The following is an 18058-nucleotide window of genomic DNA, read 5'->3' on the forward strand; positions in this document are numbered from 1 at the left end:
AATTGCTATCTGGATTTTAGTTGAAAATCGTACTGCGTCTTAGTGCCCACGTCAGAATTACAACAATCGGTAGTTACCTTACCATTCTTCAAGACACCATAGGACACATACTTCTTATGAAATTTTGGATTTTCAACTGGAAAACTTGGGATACCGGCGTTTACCGCAACAAACTTCTTAGGTACATCTACCAAGAGCTCGTAATTCCCGTTCTCGTCTGAATACGTTGTTGCTAATAACTCATGCGTCAGCATTCTCTTACCTTGAACAACTACCATAATACTATCCACCGCCTGCCCCTTCTCATCTGTAATCTTTCCATAAACAACAGTTGTACGATCTTGTTTTAAGAAGCAGGAATTCATAAGGCAGCCGAGGAATATCACAGCCAGCATTGCTCGGAAGTGTAGCTTTCGTAAAGATTTCATTTTGATGAATGTATTTATATTGATTGAAATCTGGCCAAATTGAGCTGAACTACTCTACTATTATGTGAAAGTCGAAATTCGTTTTCTCACCTATCGCAAGGGTACAGCAACGACTCTTTTTGCCGTCAGTAAATGTTTCATAGCTTGACTTCTTGGGAAAGTTTTTCATGAAAATTGCGCCATCATCAATGTAACAATCAAGCGTATGAAATTTCCCGGCGACATCGACCGTAATTTCATAGTGGCCGCTTGAATCAGTATAGGCAGTTGCCATATGCATTTGATGGCTAATTTTTTTTCTACCGTACACGGACAATCCCACTCCCGGCAATGGTAGTCCCTTGTCATCCGTTACCGTACCATATACACTTGTCGTCCGATCAGAAAACACGAAACACCCCTGCAAAACGGCAACTATTGTCAGGCAAAGTATTGTTGCTACTATACTTATTTCGCCCTGATTAGTTTTCATTGTTTATTTCGATTTTAATTTGAAGTCAATGTTATTTTTCTCACCTTTTTCAACAGAGAAGCCGGCGCTCTTCCCATCTTTATAAACATCATATCCCGAATAGCCACTTTTATATTTGACATTTCCAGGTGAATTGGGCGGAATTAGACAATTGACACTAGTAAACTTCCCTGCTACTTCGACAACAATTTCATATCCACCGCTTGAATCAGATAAAGTTTCCGCCATGTTCTGAGATCCGTGGATTTTACTTCCTACGACACGTACCATGATGCTATCAACAGGTATTCCTTTTTCGTCTGTAATCCTACCATAGACTGTTGTAGTGTTAGAAAAAATACTTTTACACTTTTGCATGACGAAGATCGCAAACAGGCAAAATGTCGATGACCACAAGTACTTTTTAATTTGGTTGGTTTTCATGGTCTATTTGAAGGTTAATTGAAAATCATATCTGGTCTTTTCGCCGATTTTAGCGACGCAGCAATTTCCTGTTGACTTTCCATTCATGGAACTTCTCTTACCTCTAAAAAGACGTAAGTATTTAGGATTTTCCAGCGGTAAAAACGGAACAGTTACATTGACAGCCGTAAATTTCCGGGGAACTTCAACAGCTATTTCGTACGCTCCATTCTTGTCTGAATAAGTCGAGTGAATTGTTTCATAAGTCAAATCTCTCAGTCCCTGACAAATGACCATAATACTATCCACCGCCTGTCCCTTCTCATCTGTAATCTTTCCATAAACAACAGTAGTACGATCTTGTTTTAAGAAGCAGGAATCCATAAGGAAGCCGAGGAATATCACAGCTAGCATTGCTCGGAAGTGTAGCTTTCGTAAAGATTTCATGTTGATGTTTTAGTAGTGATCATAGGTCGGGATTACTCGGCTACCGACCGTCTTCAAACCCATTGACCCACAATAACCAATATAGTTGGGCGTGAGATGCCTGCAACTATCCTCCGGCAGGTGGCGCAGTTCGAACGGCGGAGAGCATATAGGGTTTTGTAGAATGTTTCAGGAAGAAGAGGCAATCTAGCGTTTAGACTTCTTCTGCTTGATGATACCGACATAAACCCCTATCAGCAATAAGGCAGTTATGAGGATTTCATAAGTGAACACCCGCCTGGACAGCAGCATTGACTCTTTCAGGAGGAAGAAAGATAAAACCAGGTAAGTACATACCAGAAGTATGAAAACAGCCAGCAATGGACGACATATTTTCTGGTCTTTCATAGTTGTAACCGCAGTTGCGTTGAGACAAATGCAGCGCAAGAAAGCAGTAAATCCTTCTTCCGGAAATCAGAAGTTCCGAGCCGGGCATAATGGATGATCAGGCAGGCAAACTTTCCGAAAAATAATTCTTCCAAAAAGAGTATTGCACCAATCATTATGCATCCTTATTGAAATTAGCCGCATTTTCATTTGCCCTTTATGCACAATTACCGCAATTATCTTCCGGAGGAGCTCGCAGCCGATCCGTCGTTCAGAAGCTGGGTGATCTTCAAAAACCCTGCTGATGCGGTCATTTGGGCTGAATGGCTGGAACAAAACCCCGACAAAAGGCAGCTGGTTAGTCAGGCAAAGGACTTTCTGCTGGCGACCGAAGGCGCTTTTGACCAGGTCTCCGATGAGGAAGTTGCAAATGAAATTTACAGACTGTCGCACGCAATCGGCGCAAAAACTGCCAGACGCTCTTTCATCAAACTGAAATTCCGGCCCAACTGGTACCATATGGCCGCTTCTGTACTCCTGCTGCTGTTTGCAGGCTGGTGGCTGAATGAAAAGGTTTCAGATAAGCAATCGGATCAATACAAAGTAATACTCAGCAAAATAGAAGTGCCGCTGGTTGAAGAAAAGAATGAGACCAACAAAGCCAAACTGGTAGTGCTGGAAGATGGCAGCAGCGTTCTTTTACAACCCGATAGCCGCATTACCTATCCTTCCAGGTTCGATGACAACAAACGGGAAGTCTTTTTGAATGGTGAGGCATTTTTCGAGGTTGCCAAAGATCCGGACAAACCTTTCTATGTATACGCACATACGTTGGCAACCAAAGTATTGGGAACAAGCTTCAAAGTCAGTGCATTTGATGGCGATAAAGAGGTGAAGGTGGTCGTGAAAACCGGGAAAGTTTCGGTGTTCCCGATGACAAAGGAAGCGATTGCAAACCAGCACGCAGACGACAAGCTGGGCGGAATGGTACTAACCCCAAACCAGCAGATCGTTTTTGCCCCGAAAGAATTGAGACTGACAAGAAGCCTCGTACCCAATCCGAAGCTGCTGGAACTGCCCATTCAGAGACAATCATTTGAATTCAAAGGAACACCGATCGCGGATGTATTTGCGGCACTTGAGAGATCTTACGGCGTCAAAATCGTGTTCGATGAAGCTTTGATGAAAGACTGCTATCTCACCGCGTCCCTTTCGGACGAACCGCTTTTTGAAAAAATGACCCTGATTTGCAAGACGATAGGTGCAGAATACGAGCAGCTGGATGCAAGCATTATTATAAATAGTAAAGGTTGCCTTTAACCATTTCCCAATGCCTATGATATAAATGCTACTAATTGTCCCGACAAAAAAAGTCGATGATGCTGCAACATCACCGACTGCTTAATCCCCCTGTTGCTTACACATTACAGCTCCCGCGAGGCGGTGGCTGTGGGAATTATTGATGCCGAATCGTTACACCCGACAACAATCAAAATTATGTCAAAACCCGTACAATTTCACCATGCTTTACAGAAAATCATGCGCATTACGCTGTATCAAGCTCTGCTTTCCATTGCCATCGGAACCTTCGTTCAGGCTCACGATGTGCGTGGACAACGCATTTTGGAACAAAAAATAACGTTACGTCTATCCAATTCCGAGATTGACAAGACCCTGGAAAAAATTGAAAATGTCGCGAAGGTCAAGTTCATGTATAACCCGCAGATTTTCAATGGACAGAAATACAATGTCAGGTTTCAGGAAGAAGCGCTGTCGATAGTACTTGAAAAAATACTCACGCCGCAGCACGTGACTTACGAGGTAGTTCAGGACAGGATCATACTGAAACGCGAACAAGCTGCTGCGGGCGAGTCGCCGGCGGCGGGCAAAGTAGCGCCGAAGCGCAATGTATCGGGTAAGGTTTCTGACGAAACAGGCTCCGCACTCCCGGGCGTGAGCGTGCTCATCAAAGGTACCCAGAGAGGTACTTCTTCTGACGCAGAAGGCCGGTTTACCATTGATATACCTGATCAGGAAGTTGCTTCTGCAGTGCTGATTTTCAGCTTTGTAGGATACACTTCACAGGAAGTGGCAGTGGGCAGCCAAAGTGAAGTTACTGTTCAGCTGCAACCTGAGGCCAAGGCTTTAAATGAGGTTGTTGTGACTGCATTGGGTATCGCCAAAGAGAAAAAAGCACTCGCTTACGCAGTAACCGAGGTAAAAGGAAGCGAGTTTACCCAGGCGCGTGAAAATAACGTGGCGAATGCATTGACTGGCAAGATCGCAGGTGTGAATGCAACTGGTATGTCAACCGGCCCGGGCGGTTCCAGCCGCATTATCATCCGCGGTAACGGTTCTTTGAGCGGAAACAACCAGCCTTTGTACGTGATCAACGGGATGCCGATGGACAACAGTGTTCCCGGCGGTGGCAATGCATCCAACGGAGAGGGTAACAACACCGACCGCGGTGACGGTATCGGAGGTATCAACCCTGACGATATCGAGTCGATCAGCGTTTTGAAAGGCGGACCGGCAGCGGCTTTGTACGGTGCACGTGCAGGTAACGGGGTTATTTTGATCACAACCAAAAAAGGCCGCGCGCAAAAAGGGATCGGCGTGGAATTCAACAGCAATTTTACGACTGAAAACCTGGCGATCATTCCTGACTGGCAATACGAGTACGGACAAGGTGTGGATGGTGTAAAACCGATGACACAAACCCAGGCAAAGAGCTCGGGCCGCTTGTCATACGGCGCCAGAATGGACGGTTCGGATGTGATCCAGTTTGACGGACAAATGCGCCCCTATTCTCCTCAGAAGGACAATCTTAAGAACTTTTACAGAACCGGTACCAACTACATTAACTCCATCGCATTCACCGGCGGAAACGAAACGGTCAACTTTCGTTTTGGTTTGAATAACACCAGATCAAACAGCATTGTACCTAATTCTGATTTTACAAGAAGGATCGCAAACCTGAATGTAAATGCATTCCTGGGTAAAAAACTGAGCATTGAGACTGTCGTTCAGTACAATCTGGAAGACGGGCACAACCGTCCGAAGGTGGGTTATGCGGATTACAACCCGCACTGGGCAACACATTTGGTTGCTAATACTGTAGATATCAGAAGCCTTTCTCCCGGTTATGACGCTGTTACCGGAAAAGAAGTGGAATGGAACCCGGTACCGGCAGCACCAAACCCATATTTTGTAATCAATAAATTCAAAAACGACGACCGTAAAAACCGCTTTTTGGGTCAGGCAAATATCCGTTACGACATTCTTGAAAACCTGTTCGTAAAAGGTAGCGTGAGCCAGGATTACTACAATTTCAAATACGAATTCGTAGTGCCTACCAACAATGCGTACGAGCCGCTTGGCCGCTGGGAATCGAGAAATACAAGTTCGTCCGAAACCAATGGAATGCTGACTCTGAACTACAATAAGGAGTTTGAAAACGTGAGCTTCTCGGCTTTGCTCGGAGGTAACACGCAGCGCCGGATTTACGATGAAATGACTTACAGAGGTACTGAATTCACAGTTCCCAATTTTTACAGCTTTACCAACCTGGCAACTTCAACTACCACGCCATTTTACCAAAAAAGCGGTATCAACTCCATTTTCGCGTCTGTTGATGTGGGTTACAAAGGATTGGCATACCTGACCATGTCGGGAAGACAGGATTGGTTTTCTGTTTTGAACAAAGAAAATAACAGCATTTTCTATCCGGCAATCGGCGGTACCGTCATCCTCTCGGAAGCGATTGAAATGCCTGCGGTAATCAACTTTGCAAAACTACGCGGATCGTGGGCGCAAGTGGGTGCCGTGAATGTGGATCCTTACCAGATCTACCAGAGCTATCAAATGGCGCAAGGTGGCCACAATGGTCGCCCGGTACAGCAGCTTAACTCTGCATTGGTACCTAATCCGGACCTGAGACCGCTTACTTCCACTACTTACGAAGCTGGTCTGGAAGCGCGTTTCCTCAACAACCGTCTTGGATTAGACCTTACCTTTTACAATCGCAAAACGACCAACGACATTGTAACAAGCAACATCGCGACGTCTTCGGGTTACACCAGCGCCTTGCTTAATGTGGGCGAGCTGAGTAACAAGGGTATCGAGCTTTTGATCAACGGAACACCAATTCGCGACAACAACTTTACCTGGGATGTGAGCTACAACATGGCGTATAACCAAAGCCGCATTATTAAACTGGCAGACAACCTTCCCAACCTGAGTATCGGTAACGGTGTAGGCGGCGGTTTGATCAACAACGTGAAAGGCGGCACTTACGGGGAAGTTTGGGGATACAACAAGAAAACAGACGACAATGGAAACGTAGTTTACAACACAGCCAGCGGCTATGCGGTAAGAGGCGACCTTCAAAAGCTGGGTAACGGTATTCCTCCATTGACAATGGGTATCACCAACAATTTCAAATACAAAAACTTCTCTCTGAATATCCTGATCGACGGTAAGTTCGGAAGCGTGGTTTACTCGAATATGTACCAGTACGCCTACCGTTTCGGTTTGCCGAAGGAAACACTTCCTGGTCGCGAAACGGGTGTAACTGTAACCGGTGTAACGCCTGAGGGAGCTCCTTTTACTAAAACCTGGGAGAAAAAAGATGTGGATACCTACTATGACAATGACAAAAACTACACAGGAATGTTCGTCTTCAACAACGACTTCGTCAAGCTGCGCCAGGTGATCCTGAGCTACAATCTGAATGTAAGCAAGATGTCGTTCCTGAAATTGCAGGCAGCTTCTGTATCGCTTGTAGGACGTAACCTTCTCCTGCTTTACAAGGACAAGAGAAACAACTACTTCGATCCTGAGTCGAGCTACACCAATGGGAATGCGCAAGGGCTGGAAGCATTTGGTGTGCCAAGAACCAGAAGCCTGGGTGTGAACCTGACTGTGAAGTTTTAATCATTAAAAATCTTTTAGTGAATATGAAAAACCTATTTAAAGTACTATACCTGGCCCCGGCCCTGTTCATTGCCTCCTGCGACAATGGTTTTGAAGAAATGAATGTTAACCCAAATGCTTCTACTGAAGTAGTACCGGGTTACCTTTTCACCAGGGCGCAGCTGGTAACAGTGAGCAATAATTATACAGGCGCGGCTTACCTGACAATCGGCGGGTCAATGCAGCATTTTGCCACCTATAAAGAAGTACCCGGTGCCGGTGATAAATATTTCAACTTCGGCTACAGTCAGGCAAGCTGGAACCTGTACGGCGGAGACCCTGTGACACAAGGCGCGGTAATCGATATTGCGCAGGTGATCGACGCGGTTTCAAAAAACCCGACTGATATCAACAGGCTGTCTATCGCCCGCATCTGGAAAGCGTACCTGTTTCACAGGATTACTGATCTGTATGGAGATGTTCCTTATTTCGAAGCAGGAAAAGCATATTCTGCGCAGGATTTTACACCGAAATACGACGAGCAATCGGTGATCTATGCGGATCTGCTTAAAGAACTGGAAGAGTCGATCAATGCATTTGATCCGGCGCAGCCTACGTTCGGCAATGCAGACCTGATTTACAGCGGGAATATCACGCAGTGGAAAAAGTTTGGTTACTCTCTGATGCTGCGGCTTGGAATGCGCCTGACGGAGGTTGATCCTGCCAATGCACAGCTCTGGGTAAAAAAGGCGATTGCCGGTGGTGTTATTACTGCTGACTCTGATCTTGCCAAAATTGACTACGTGGACGGATCCATCACTGCAAGCCGTAACTTCATTTCGGCTGGTTTGATGAGCACCGACTATGTTTCTCCCGGCGGCGACAATGTGGAAGGCGGAAAACTGGCCAAAACGCTGATCGACCATTTGAAAACAACCAAAGACCCGCGATTGAATGTCATTTCAGTTGTATGGACAAAAGCTTCACCGACTGCACCTTATGTAGCTGATACCGCTACTGCACTGCAAAAAGGAATGCCGAATGCAGCATTCAACTCACTGCCAGCTGATTTTGATTCGTACTCTGAGCCAAATCCCGCTACAATACTGCGGTACAACGCGCCTTTGCTGGTTTTCACACCTGCAGAAGTGCACCTGCTTTTGGCTGAGGCTGCTGTAAGAGGCTGGTACACCGGCGCTACTGCAGCTGCTTCTTACCAGGCTGCGGTTACTTCGGGGATCAAGCAATGGGCTTTGTTCGGAACGGCGGGTATAATTTCCGACGCTAAGATCGCCGCTTATCTTGCTGCAAACCCTTACAAAACGGGCGGAACTGTTGCGCAACAGATCGAGCAGATCTCTACGCAGAAATGGGTTGCTCTGTTTCTTGAAGACGAATATGAAATCTGGTCTAACTGGCGCCGCACAGGCTATCCAGCGCTGACACCTACCAACTACCCCGGTAACCTGACCGGCGGAAAAATCCCGACGCGATTTGTAATTCCTGATTCGGAAGAGCTGTATAACCGCGACAACTTCTATGAAGCGCGTACCCGCCAGGGCGGTACCAACACGCTTTCAAGTCTGGTTTGGTGGGATAAGTAACAATTGAATGAATTTATTGAAGTGCAAAATCAGACTTTCCTGACCGGGAAGTCTGATTTTCTTTCCTAATACCTATTTTTATCCACCCAAAACCTGATCAACAATTTTTAATTTATGAAATTCAAATTCCTGAGTTTAGCCGCAGTTGCCTTTTCTGCTCTCTCATTAACCCATATCGTTGAAGCGCAAACGATCTCCAAAGAAGAACTGACATTCCTGACATCTGAATGGAAAGGTGAAAGATTTCCCGACGGTCGCCCGAAAATACCCGATGACCTGATACGCCGCGCCAGGGAGATCAACATTGAAGAAGCCTGGGTGGTTATGAAAAACGAAGGCTATAACTGCCAGTTTGAAGGCAACTGGAAAATGGTGCACCCCGATGTAGTAATCGCCGGGCGCGCATTGACCGCACAGTTCCTTCCCTCCCGTCCTGATATTGAAAAAAATATAAAAGAACGCGGCAACAAACAGGGCCGCATTGGAAATACTAACTCCTGGCCCATTGACCAGCTTTCCAAAGGTGACGTTTACGTGGCTGACGGTTTTGGCAAAATCGCAGAGGGTACATTAATCGGTGATAACCTCGCTAATTCCATTTTTGCCAAATCGGGCAATGGTGTTGTATTCGATGCGTCGGTGCGCGACCTGGAAGGTTTATCTAAAATTGAAGGCTTCAATGCATTTGTCCGCGATTTTGATCCATCCTACCTGAAAGACGAATATCTGGCCGGGCTAAATACCCCAATTCGCATTGGCCGCGCGGTAGTACTGCCCGGCGACCTTGTTCTGGCGAAGAAGGAAGGCGTTATTTTAGTTCCTGCGCACCTCGTTGAAAGAGTGATACAAACCGCGGAGTTCATCGCATTGCGTGACAAGTTTGGTATTCAAATGTTAAAAGAAGGGAAGTATACACCAGGCCAGATTGACAGCCAGTGGTCGGATACCTTGAAAAGCGACTTCCTGAAATGGCTTGACAAGAACCCGAACGAAATTCCTATGAAACGTTCGGAGCTGGATGAATACATGAAAAAGAGAACCTGGTAGTACGCATGAATATGTATAAGCTACTCTCAGTTGCGGCGGCAGTGTGCCTGCTGGCCGCCTTATATCTTGCATTGAGCGGGAACCTGCCCGCAGCCGGCCCGTTCTTCATCGGATTTTTCCTCGCATTGGCGATCAGTTTTCGTGGCTATGAAAAGCTGAAAGGCTTTACTTACACTACCGTGATTTTCGCGGCAGTTACCACTGCATTGTACTACCCGCAGCATTTTCAATCATTCGGGGATTTCAAACTGGCTGTGCTGATCACGCCATTGATACAGATCATCATGTTTGGAATGGGTACTTCGATGAGCTTCGGCGATTTTGTCGGGGTTGTTAAAATGCCCAAAGGTGTATTGATCGGTGTCGTGAGCCACTTCATCATTATGCCGGGTATCGGCTATACACTGGCGAGTATCAGCGGTTTTCCGCCTGAAATCGCGGCCGGTATTATTCTGATCGGCTGCTCTCCCAATGGAATGGCGTCCAATGTGATCTCCTATCTCGCCAAAGCAAACCTGGCGCTTTCGATCACCATTACGGCGATTTCAACCATGCTCGCGCCGCTCGTCACCCCGCTTTTAATGAGCCTTCTGGCAGGTGCCTTCGTTCAGATCGACACGCTGCATATGATGTGGGATATTATCAAAATGGTGATTATCCCGATCGGCGCGGGGTTGCTTTTTAATAAATTATTCAGCGGAAAAGTGAAGTGGCTTGATGCTGCAATGCCGCTCGTTTCTATGGCCGGGATCGCATTCATTATCGTCATTATCACGGCCGCCGGGCGCGATAGCCTGCTTTCCATCGGACCAGCCTTATTGCTTTTGGTACTGATCCACAATCTGTCTGGTTATACCCTGGGATACTGGTCGGGACGGTTGTTCAAAATGAGCGAGCGCGACTGTCGCACGATCGCGATCGAGGTAGGTATGCAAAATGGCGGACTAGCTTCGGGGATTGCCAAGGAAATGGGCAAAATGGCCACTGTCGGATTAGCTCCGGCGATTTTCGGACCATTGATGAACATCACCGGCTCTATCCTGGCTTCCTGGTGGCAAGGCAAACCTACCGGTGATGAAGAAACTTACATTGAAACGGGAAGAGCGCATTAATCTTCCTCAATAAGCAGCTGCATGAACACAACATCCAGCCACTGATCGAATTTGAAGGCTATCTCTTTGAGGTAGCCTTTTTCGATAAAGCCGTATTTTTTATGAAATTCGATACTGCCCCGGTTCGCCGCGTCGATCACGCCGATCATGGTGTGAATACCTGATTCTTTCGCGCGCTGGATCAGGCTGCCAAGCAACCTCCCTCCTACGCCCATTCCGCGTGATTTTTCGTCGAGGTAAATGGAATGCTCTACACTGAACTTATACCCGATTTTCGGCCGGAAGGTATTGTATGAACCATAACCGATCACCTTGCCTTCAAGCTCTGCCACGATCACCGGCATGCCGTCGTTGAACATCTTTTCAAACCAGGCAGTCTGCTCTTCCAGCGTTCTGGGTTCATAGTCGTAAATGGCGGTGGTGTTAAGGATAGCGTGGTTGATAATTTCCAGCAAAGCAGGTAAATCCCTGGGAGCAGCGCTTCTGATAATAAGATCCATCAAGTAATTCAGGTCGTTGTCAGGTTGATTGAGCGCGTTAAAATAAGGATTATTTAAAAAATTAAACGCAACCCAATGATCGAATTGCCTACTTTACCTGTTTTCGACTAAAAAGAGGTGCGTTGTCACCTTTGTGAACAGTAAAAGGAGTATGTTGAAACTTGAAATTCAGGAACGCAAGCGATACAGCCGGCAGATTCTTCTTCCGGAAGTTGGTCTGGAAGGTCAGGAAAAATTGAAATCAGCTAGGGTTCTGGTGGTTGGTGCAGGCGGTTTGGGCTGTCCGGTATTGCAATATCTCACTGCGGCCGGCGTGGGCGAAATCGGGATTATTGACCACGATCATGTAGAGGTAACCAATTTGCATCGACAGATCCTGTATTCGGAGGCTGACCTGGGTAAAAAGAAAGCAGTTACTGCCGCTGAAAAACTGAGTATCCTCAATGGATTTGTAAAATTCACGCCCTACCCTGTCCAGCTGACCAGCGAGAATGCGGCGGAGATCATTTCAGGCTACGATCTGGTGATTGACGGTTCGGATAATTTTGAGACGCGCTACCTGGTAAATGATACCTGTATTAAGCTCAACAAAACCTGGGTTTTCGGCTCCATTCTGCGGTTTGAAGGACAGGTATCTGTTTTCAATCATCACAACGGCCCTACTTACCGCTGTCTTTTTCCCGACGCAGAAGAAGGCGACAATTGTGCCGAGGCTGGCGTAATCGGCATTTTACCCGGCATAATCGGTACGTATATGGCCAATGAGGCAATCAAGGTGATCTGCGAAGTGGGACAGGTACTTTCCGGCAGGTTACTGCTGATCAACGCACTTACTAATGCAACAAGTACATTCGAGTTCAGCCGGAATATTCCTGTTCAAGACAGCCCCGTCACAGAGCCCGCTCCTTCACCAAAGCCAGTTGATGCCCGTGAAATGTCGCTGGAAGAATTTGAACGCATTCAGGATGCCGCTCCTGAGCAGGTCCAGTTCATTGATGTCCGGGAGGATTATGAATTTGAGGCTGATAATTTTGGCGGCACCAATATACCACTTTCCGAGATCCCCGATTTCCTGACCACTTTCCCAGATGATAAAACGGTGGTATTCTACTGCCAAAGCGGAATCAGAAGCCGACAGGCAGCCAAACTGCTTTTAAAAAGTGGCTTTTTAGGCGACGCCCGCTGGGCAGCCAACTGGTAGCAGCTCAGAGAAGAATACCTAAATTGGTTGAGTCAATTCAATGAATTTAGCTAAATTGGTTGAGTTCGTTCAATGAATTTAGCTAAATTGATTGAATTAAGTCAATAATTTGGCTAAATTTGACTTCACCTACCGATATTCAGCATGGAATTTCCGAGGTATATACTCAAAACAATAGAGGAGAAACTGAATTCCAATAAGGTTATCGTACTTTCGGGCGCCAGGCGAGTTGGCAAAACACATTTGCTCAACCAGATCGAGAAGAACTTTCAGGGGAAATCTCTTTTTCTAAATGGCGAAGATCTGGATACCATTTTTCTGCTTTCAGACCGGAGAATCGCATCCTACCGTCGTTGGCTAAAAGATATCAACTTACTGCTCATTGATGAAGCACAAGTAGTGCCTGAAATCGGGAAAGCACTTAAACTTCTGATAGACAGCTTTCCAAACCTTACCATTATTGCCAGCGGGTCTTCTGCATTTGAGTTGTCCAATCAAACTGGCGAGCCCCTGGTTGGCAGGCAAATCAGCTATCAGCTTTTTCCGCTTGCTCAAATAGAACTTTCTTCTCAGGAATCATATCTACAAACCCGACAGCAACTTGAAAACAGACTGGTATTTGGAAGCTATCCTGACATTTTACAGATAACCAATACAGAAGAGCAAAAAGAATATCTGAAAGGCCTGGTAAATGCTTACTTGCTTAAAGATATCCTCATGTTTGAGCAAGTGAGATACTCACACAAAATGCTTCAACTACTCCAACTGATTGCTTATCAAATTGGACAGGAGGTTTCTTATGAAGAACTTTCAAAATCACTGCAGATTGATCGAAACACCGTCGAGCGATACCTTGATCTTTTCTCAAAAGTATTTATCATTTTCAGGATCGGAGGTTTTAGTAAAAATCTTCGAAAAGAGGTTACTAAGTCTTCAAAATGGTACTTCTTTGACAATGGGATCAGGAATGCATTAATTAACAACTTTTTACCGGTACCGCAACGTCAGGATATCGGTGCGCTTTGGGAAAATTACCTGGCAGCAGAGCGAATGAAGGTTAATTCCTATTCAAGAAAAGACCCGTTTGTTTATTTCTGGCGGACTTACGATCAGCAGGAACTTGACTGGCTGGAAGTAAGGAACGATCAGCTGAAAGGGTATGAGTTCAAATGGAAAGAGAATAAGATCAAATTCCCCAAGGCGTTCGTAGAAGCTTACCCCGAAGCTGAAACACACTGGATAAATCACGACAATTTCATCGATTTTGTAAATGGGGAGATTTAACGATTAGATTTGCAGGAAAGACTGCTGAACATGATTTCTGATTTCGGATATATACTTCTTTTTATCATTGCAGCCCTGGTTCTCCTCGGCGTAATGCTCACGATTGCCAAGTTCTTGCGCCCGCACAAACCCAATGAAGAAAAGCTGACAACCTACGAATCCGGCGAAGACCCGCTTGGTAATGCGCAGATCCAGTTCAACGTCCGTTTTTATATTGTTGCGCTGGTCTTTGTTTTGTTTGAGGTCGAGCTGCTGTTCCTTTTTCCCTGGTCCGTTGTTTTCGGCAACGAAGATCTCATTGCGCAGACTAACGGAGAATGGGGCTGGTTTGCCATGGCAGAAATGACCGTTTTTATCGGTATACTGATCCTGGGCCTGGCTTACGCCTGGGTCAAAGGCTACCTCGACTGGGTGCGCCCCAAACCACAGATCCCGGAAGTGAAATCACTGGTACCGGCTGATATGTACAAGCAGGTCAACGAGCGGTATAAGGCAAGTTGACCAGCTGTTTAGCTTAATGCATTTTACCCCACTTCTTATCGCCTGGTTTGGGGAAAACGACAAATCCGATCTGTACATAAACCTGGTTCACTTTCAATGAAGACAGATCGCTGATCGTGACATTCTCGCCCCGCCATTTTCTTTTTCCAAGCAGCGGCTGGTGATAGGTTACCTTTCCGCTCAGGTACACTTTGTCATTTACTTTCGGGAAAAGATTCATTTTGTAATCAACTCCCAAACCTCCGTGAATGTTGATATTGGGTGTAAAAAGCTTCACCGCCTGAAAAGAAGAAGGATTGTTGACAACCTGGCCAATGGTCGCATTTCCATTGCTCTTGATATTCAGCCGGTACAGCATCACATCCACACCCAGGGGAATCATTACATTCCAGCGCGAGGTATTCACGAGTTTCGGACCGCCGTCCGTCCCGATCCCGATCCCCGAGAGATACGCTTTTTTTACATTCTTATCCGTAGTGTAGTTGGTGCTGTTCATGATAATGATCCGGCCTTCCGAAAACCATTTTTCTGATTCAGTCCGCCGCGCGAGTACAATCGATCCCATCAATCCTTCAAACGGTTTTACACCAAGTTGCGTCAGTTGATCGCGTATGGCTTTATTGTTGGGCAAGAGACCTAATTCTGCGTAAATCGCCATTCCGCTTTTGAATAATCTGACTGTTGTATCAGCTTCTGTCTGCGCATTTGCAGCCCCGGAAAAAACGATCAGAAAGGAAGCGATGAGAAGTAATTTGTTTTTCATATAGTTGTAGTTAAATGCATTTGTTTTGTAACGCAGGCGGAAACCGTTTCTTGCCAATTATGGTTACAATTGTGACGTCTGTATCACAATAACAGGCAAAATTTGTACCAACCAGATAGCAGTATCTGATAGCGAGATGAGTGAACGAGCAAAAACCGGAGACGGAGGAATTATATTGACTAACGCTGAGGACCTTATGAACTGGGCGCGGCTCTCGTCGTTGTGGCCCATGGGATTTGGTCTTGCCTGCTGCGCCATTGAAATGATGGCAGCTTACGCGTCCAATTACGACCTGGAAAGGTTCGGGATCATGCCGCGGCCTTCCCCAAGACAGTCGGACGTGATGATTGTGGCAGGTACTGTTACTTTTAAAATGGCCGACCGTATCAGGAGACTATATGAACAAATGCCCGAACCGCGCTACGTTATTTCAATGGGAAGCTGCTCCAACTGCGGCGGTCCGTATTGGGAACATGGGTACCACGTGGTGAAAGGAGTTGACAGGATTATCCCGGTGGACATATACGTTCCCGGCTGTCCGCCAAGACCTGAGGCGCTGATCGGCGGGTTTATGAAATTGCAGGAGAAGATCAGGAATACCAAAGAAGTCGCACCCGCATTGTTCCTTGAAATGGAAGCTGCGGAAATGGTAACCGCCTAACTTTTTACTAAATGAATTTTCAAGAAATTACTTCCCTGATTGTTGCCCGGTTTCCCGAACTGGCGATTGATGCGGATACCAAAAATCCGCAGCCCGTTTTGATAGTACCAAAAGAGAATATTCCGGAAGTATGTCAGTTCCTGCACGAGGATAACCGCTTGTTTTTCGATTTCCTGGCTTGCATTACAGCTATTGACAATGGACCCGGACTGGCCACAATGGAGGTGATCTACAATATGACTTCTATTCCTTACCAGACAGATTTCACGATCAAGTCCGTATTTCCGAGGAATAATCCGGAAGGTGACTTGCCGGTGGTACCTACGGTAAGCCACATCTGGCGCACTGCCGAGTGGCACGAGCGGGAAGCTTATGATTTAATGGGTATTTATTTTGAAGGACACCCGGATCTGCGCAGGATCCTGCTGCCCGAGGACTGGGAAGGTCACCCGCTCCGCAAAGATTACCAGGCGCGGGAGCGCTACCACGGCATATATGTAAGGTATGAAGATGGCGGACCGGGCCAGGAACTGGTTGGCCCCGACCATACATTGTAATTGTACCTGCTGCTGAAATAAACTTTCAAATTTGGAGGCGTAAAAAAGGCTGGCTATTTTTCGTTATCAATCTCAATAGTCACGTGCATGCGCTTCATCTTACTTTTCGCCCTGTTTTCAGGTTTGTTTCAGGTTTCTCAGGCTTCGACAGATTCGCTGATCATCAAGGGCAGGATACTCAACCTGAACGGCCGGCTGTACAGGCAGGCTTCCTTTATTAATTTTTCCCGTAACAACATACTGCAGCCACAGTCGGAGCTCAGCAAACAGGCGCCGCTGGAACCTGACGGCAGTTTCAGGGTTTCACTTCCCATGATTTTTACGCAGGAAGAAATATACCTTGATTATGGTGGAAAAGCATTCACAACTTTCCTGGGTTCCCCCGGTACTGTTGAAATCACTTTCAATGGAGATTCCCTTAATACCACAGGTAAACTGTTTTATTTCGCGGGTGTGAATGCGGATGCCAACAATCAGTATCCGCTTTATATTCAGGAAGAAAACAAGCGCCTCAGCGCCAACAAGGCACTCGGCTCCGAATTTTTCAAATCGTTCTGGGAGCGCAGTGCCGCTCAGGCGAGGTCGCTTGCCGAGCAGCGGGCTGCGTTGCGTACCGGCGCAGTACAGGCCGCGTCCCTCAACTCGGTCCCCTCGCCTGCTTTATTGCAATGGGTGAAGTCAAATGCCGAGGAAGAGCAAATGCAAATCCTGTTTGAGCATTCATTAAGCAATTTGTATGAAATAAGTGATGCACTGAAAGACAGTCTTAACCGCCTGGCCAAGCCGCCTTTGACGGGACAACGCGTGATATGGGCGAGCCGGTTTGGCGACTACGCCGACCTGCTTGTGCAGCAACAGCGGATTAACAGTCCAAGCCGTACCAATTCACTTCCGGTAAGGTTAATGGCGACGCTGATCAGGACTTACACCAATAATCTCACATCTGACGATAAACAGCGGCTGGAACAAATCACATTGAATGGTGTTGCCGAAAAGGCGCAGCTGGATTTTTTGAACAAGCTTTTTGCAAAAAATGAAACGACGCTGAACATTCTTTTTAATTACGAAAGAGAAAGCAGGAGTTATAATGATCTGTTTGACAGCACTGCTACCGAGTTTCTGAACGCACGTTATCTATCCCGCAACCTGTATAAATTTACTTACAAACAGCAGCTGTTGCTCAACAGGCACATTCAATCTCGAAACGGCATTCCGCAATTCAGGCAATCGCTTGATGAGCTGGTGCGGCTGGAAGTAAAAGACAGCGCGGATATCAGCAGGCTGGTGAACTTCAAAAATGCCAGAACGCTGCCCACGGAAGCATTGCCAGGCTATTTTCTGACCGCTTCCAACGATCGCGGCAATACCTGGGTTAACCAGATCCTTGACAGTTACAAAGGCAGTACGATCTATCTGGTCAAATGGAGCATGGAAGATGCAAAAAGCCGCGAAGAGCTCGGCTTTATCCCGATGCTGCAATCCCGCCTGCCTGAAAACGTGAAGTTCCTCTTTGTTCACTTGCCCGGACAGGAATATGGTTTTTCAGATGAACTGCTGCGCCAGTACGTGGTAAGGCACCAGCTCAAAGGCACACACGTATTTCTGTCTGACAATCAAACCATGGACCTGCTATTCAGACTGAATCCGCTGGACGCCGGTACATTCGCGATTATCAGGCCAAACGGGAAATTTGCCTTAAAAAACGCTCCCGCTCCGAGTGCGCTTGATAAAACTGTGAAAGCTATTCTCGACGCAGATAAGTAATATCACCTTTCAGGACGATTAAATAGCCGCCCTTT

Annotated in this window: 18 protein-coding genes; 11 read left to right on the plus strand and 7 right to left on the minus strand. The window is 46.5% G+C overall.

The annotated features are described in order from the left end of the window. Positions 1–5: 5 nt before the first annotated feature. The 5 genes from AC1XTG_RS18600 to AC1XTG_RS18620 all read right to left on the minus strand — a co-directional run bounded on the left by AC1XTG_RS18600 (position 6) and on the right by AC1XTG_RS18620 (position 2136). Positions 6–428, minus strand: a complete 423-nt coding sequence (locus AC1XTG_RS18600; RefSeq protein WP_056284977.1) for a hypothetical protein — start codon at positions 426–428, stop codon at positions 6–8. Between the two features lie 49 nt (positions 429–477). Then, the gene (locus AC1XTG_RS18605; protein ID WP_056284981.1) at positions 478–900 is read right to left on the minus strand and encodes a carboxypeptidase-like regulatory domain-containing protein; all 423 of its coding nucleotides are present in this window, start codon (positions 898–900) and stop codon (positions 478–480) included. Between the two features lie 3 nt (positions 901–903). Further along, complete coding sequence (locus AC1XTG_RS18610; RefSeq protein ID WP_056284984.1) at positions 904–1323, minus strand: carboxypeptidase-like regulatory domain-containing protein; 420 nt, start codon at positions 1321–1323, stop codon at positions 904–906. Between the two features lie 3 nt (positions 1324–1326). Further along, positions 1327–1716 carry a hypothetical protein gene (locus AC1XTG_RS18615; protein ID WP_056284985.1) on the minus strand — a complete coding sequence of 130 codons (390 nt, stop codon included), beginning with the start codon at positions 1714–1716 and terminating at the stop codon, positions 1327–1329. A 219-nt stretch (positions 1717–1935) separates the two neighbouring features. Next, positions 1936–2136, minus strand: a complete 201-nt coding sequence (locus AC1XTG_RS18620; protein ID WP_056284988.1) for a hypothetical protein — start codon at positions 2134–2136, stop codon at positions 1936–1938. Between the two features lie 198 nt (positions 2137–2334). Between AC1XTG_RS18620 and AC1XTG_RS18625 the strand changes: the two genes are divergently transcribed. From AC1XTG_RS18625 to AC1XTG_RS18645, 5 genes are all read left to right on the plus strand, one after another. Beyond that, the gene (locus AC1XTG_RS18625) at positions 2335–3435 is read left to right on the plus strand and encodes a FecR family protein (protein WP_484842989.1); all 1101 of its coding nucleotides are present in this window, start codon (positions 2335–2337) and stop codon (positions 3433–3435) included. Between the two features lie 177 nt (positions 3436–3612). Next, entirely contained in the window at positions 3613–7050 is a 3438-nt protein-coding gene (locus tag AC1XTG_RS18630; RefSeq protein ID WP_484842990.1) for a SusC/RagA family TonB-linked outer membrane protein, read from the plus strand. 23 nt (positions 7051–7073) lie between these two features. After that, positions 7074–8633 (plus strand): SusD/RagB family nutrient-binding outer membrane lipoprotein, encoded by a 1560-nt coding sequence (locus tag AC1XTG_RS18635; protein ID WP_484842991.1) that lies wholly within the window; start codon positions 7074–7076, stop codon positions 8631–8633. Positions 8634–8747: 114 nt separating this feature from the next. Next, positions 8748–9680 carry an RraA family protein gene (locus AC1XTG_RS18640; protein WP_484842992.1) on the plus strand — a complete coding sequence of 311 codons (933 nt, stop codon included), beginning with the start codon at positions 8748–8750 and terminating at the stop codon, positions 9678–9680. Positions 9681–9685: 5 nt separating this feature from the next. Then, a complete protein-coding gene (locus tag AC1XTG_RS18645; protein WP_484842993.1) occupies positions 9686–10792 on the plus strand; it encodes a bile acid:sodium symporter family protein in 1107 nt (368 codons plus the stop codon). On the opposite strand, the gene AC1XTG_RS18650 is transcribed toward AC1XTG_RS18645, so the two are convergent. Then, entirely contained in the window at positions 10789–11292 is a 504-nt protein-coding gene (locus AC1XTG_RS18650; protein WP_056285006.1) for a GNAT family N-acetyltransferase, read from the minus strand. The genes AC1XTG_RS18645 and AC1XTG_RS18650 overlap by 4 nt on opposite strands. Before the next feature lie 151 nt (positions 11293–11443). Here AC1XTG_RS18650 and moeB point away from each other — a divergent pair, with 151 nt between their 5' ends. The 3 genes from moeB to AC1XTG_RS18665 all read left to right on the plus strand — a co-directional run bounded on the left by moeB (position 11444) and on the right by AC1XTG_RS18665 (position 14278). Further along, a complete protein-coding gene (gene moeB, locus AC1XTG_RS18655; protein WP_056285008.1) occupies positions 11444–12493 on the plus strand; it encodes a molybdopterin-synthase adenylyltransferase MoeB in 1050 nt (349 codons plus the stop codon). Between the two features lie 144 nt (positions 12494–12637). Next, positions 12638–13777, plus strand: coding sequence for an ATP-binding protein (locus AC1XTG_RS18660; RefSeq protein ID WP_056285011.1), 1140 nt, complete (start codon positions 12638–12640; stop codon positions 13775–13777). A 30-nt stretch (positions 13778–13807) separates the two neighbouring features. Beyond that, positions 13808–14278: an NADH-quinone oxidoreductase subunit A gene (locus AC1XTG_RS18665; protein WP_056286444.1), complete on the plus strand. Its 471-nt coding sequence runs from the start codon at positions 13808–13810 to the stop codon at positions 14276–14278. A gap of 13 nt (positions 14279–14291) precedes the next feature. Here the strand turns inward: AC1XTG_RS18665 and AC1XTG_RS18670 are convergent, their stop codons facing one another. Next, entirely contained in the window at positions 14292–15041 is a 750-nt protein-coding gene (locus tag AC1XTG_RS18670; RefSeq protein WP_484842994.1) for a hypothetical protein, read from the minus strand. 136 nt (positions 15042–15177) lie between these two features. Between AC1XTG_RS18670 and nuoB the strand changes: the two genes are divergently transcribed. The 3 genes from nuoB to AC1XTG_RS18685 all read left to right on the plus strand — a co-directional run bounded on the left by nuoB (position 15178) and on the right by AC1XTG_RS18685 (position 18023). Continuing rightward, the gene (gene nuoB, locus AC1XTG_RS18675; protein WP_056285014.1) at positions 15178–15702 is read left to right on the plus strand and encodes an NADH-quinone oxidoreductase subunit NuoB; all 525 of its coding nucleotides are present in this window, start codon (positions 15178–15180) and stop codon (positions 15700–15702) included. Between the two features lie 11 nt (positions 15703–15713). Next, positions 15714–16259 (plus strand): NADH-quinone oxidoreductase subunit C, encoded by a 546-nt coding sequence (locus AC1XTG_RS18680; RefSeq protein ID WP_484842995.1) that lies wholly within the window; start codon positions 15714–15716, stop codon positions 16257–16259. Positions 16260–16346: 87 nt separating this feature from the next. Continuing rightward, positions 16347–18023 carry a hypothetical protein gene (locus tag AC1XTG_RS18685; protein ID WP_484842996.1) on the plus strand — a complete coding sequence of 559 codons (1677 nt, stop codon included), beginning with the start codon at positions 16347–16349 and terminating at the stop codon, positions 18021–18023. The last annotated feature ends 35 nt before the right edge of the window (positions 18024–18058 follow it).

Source organism: Dyadobacter sp. HNCC25DJ183 (assembly GCF_056895175.1).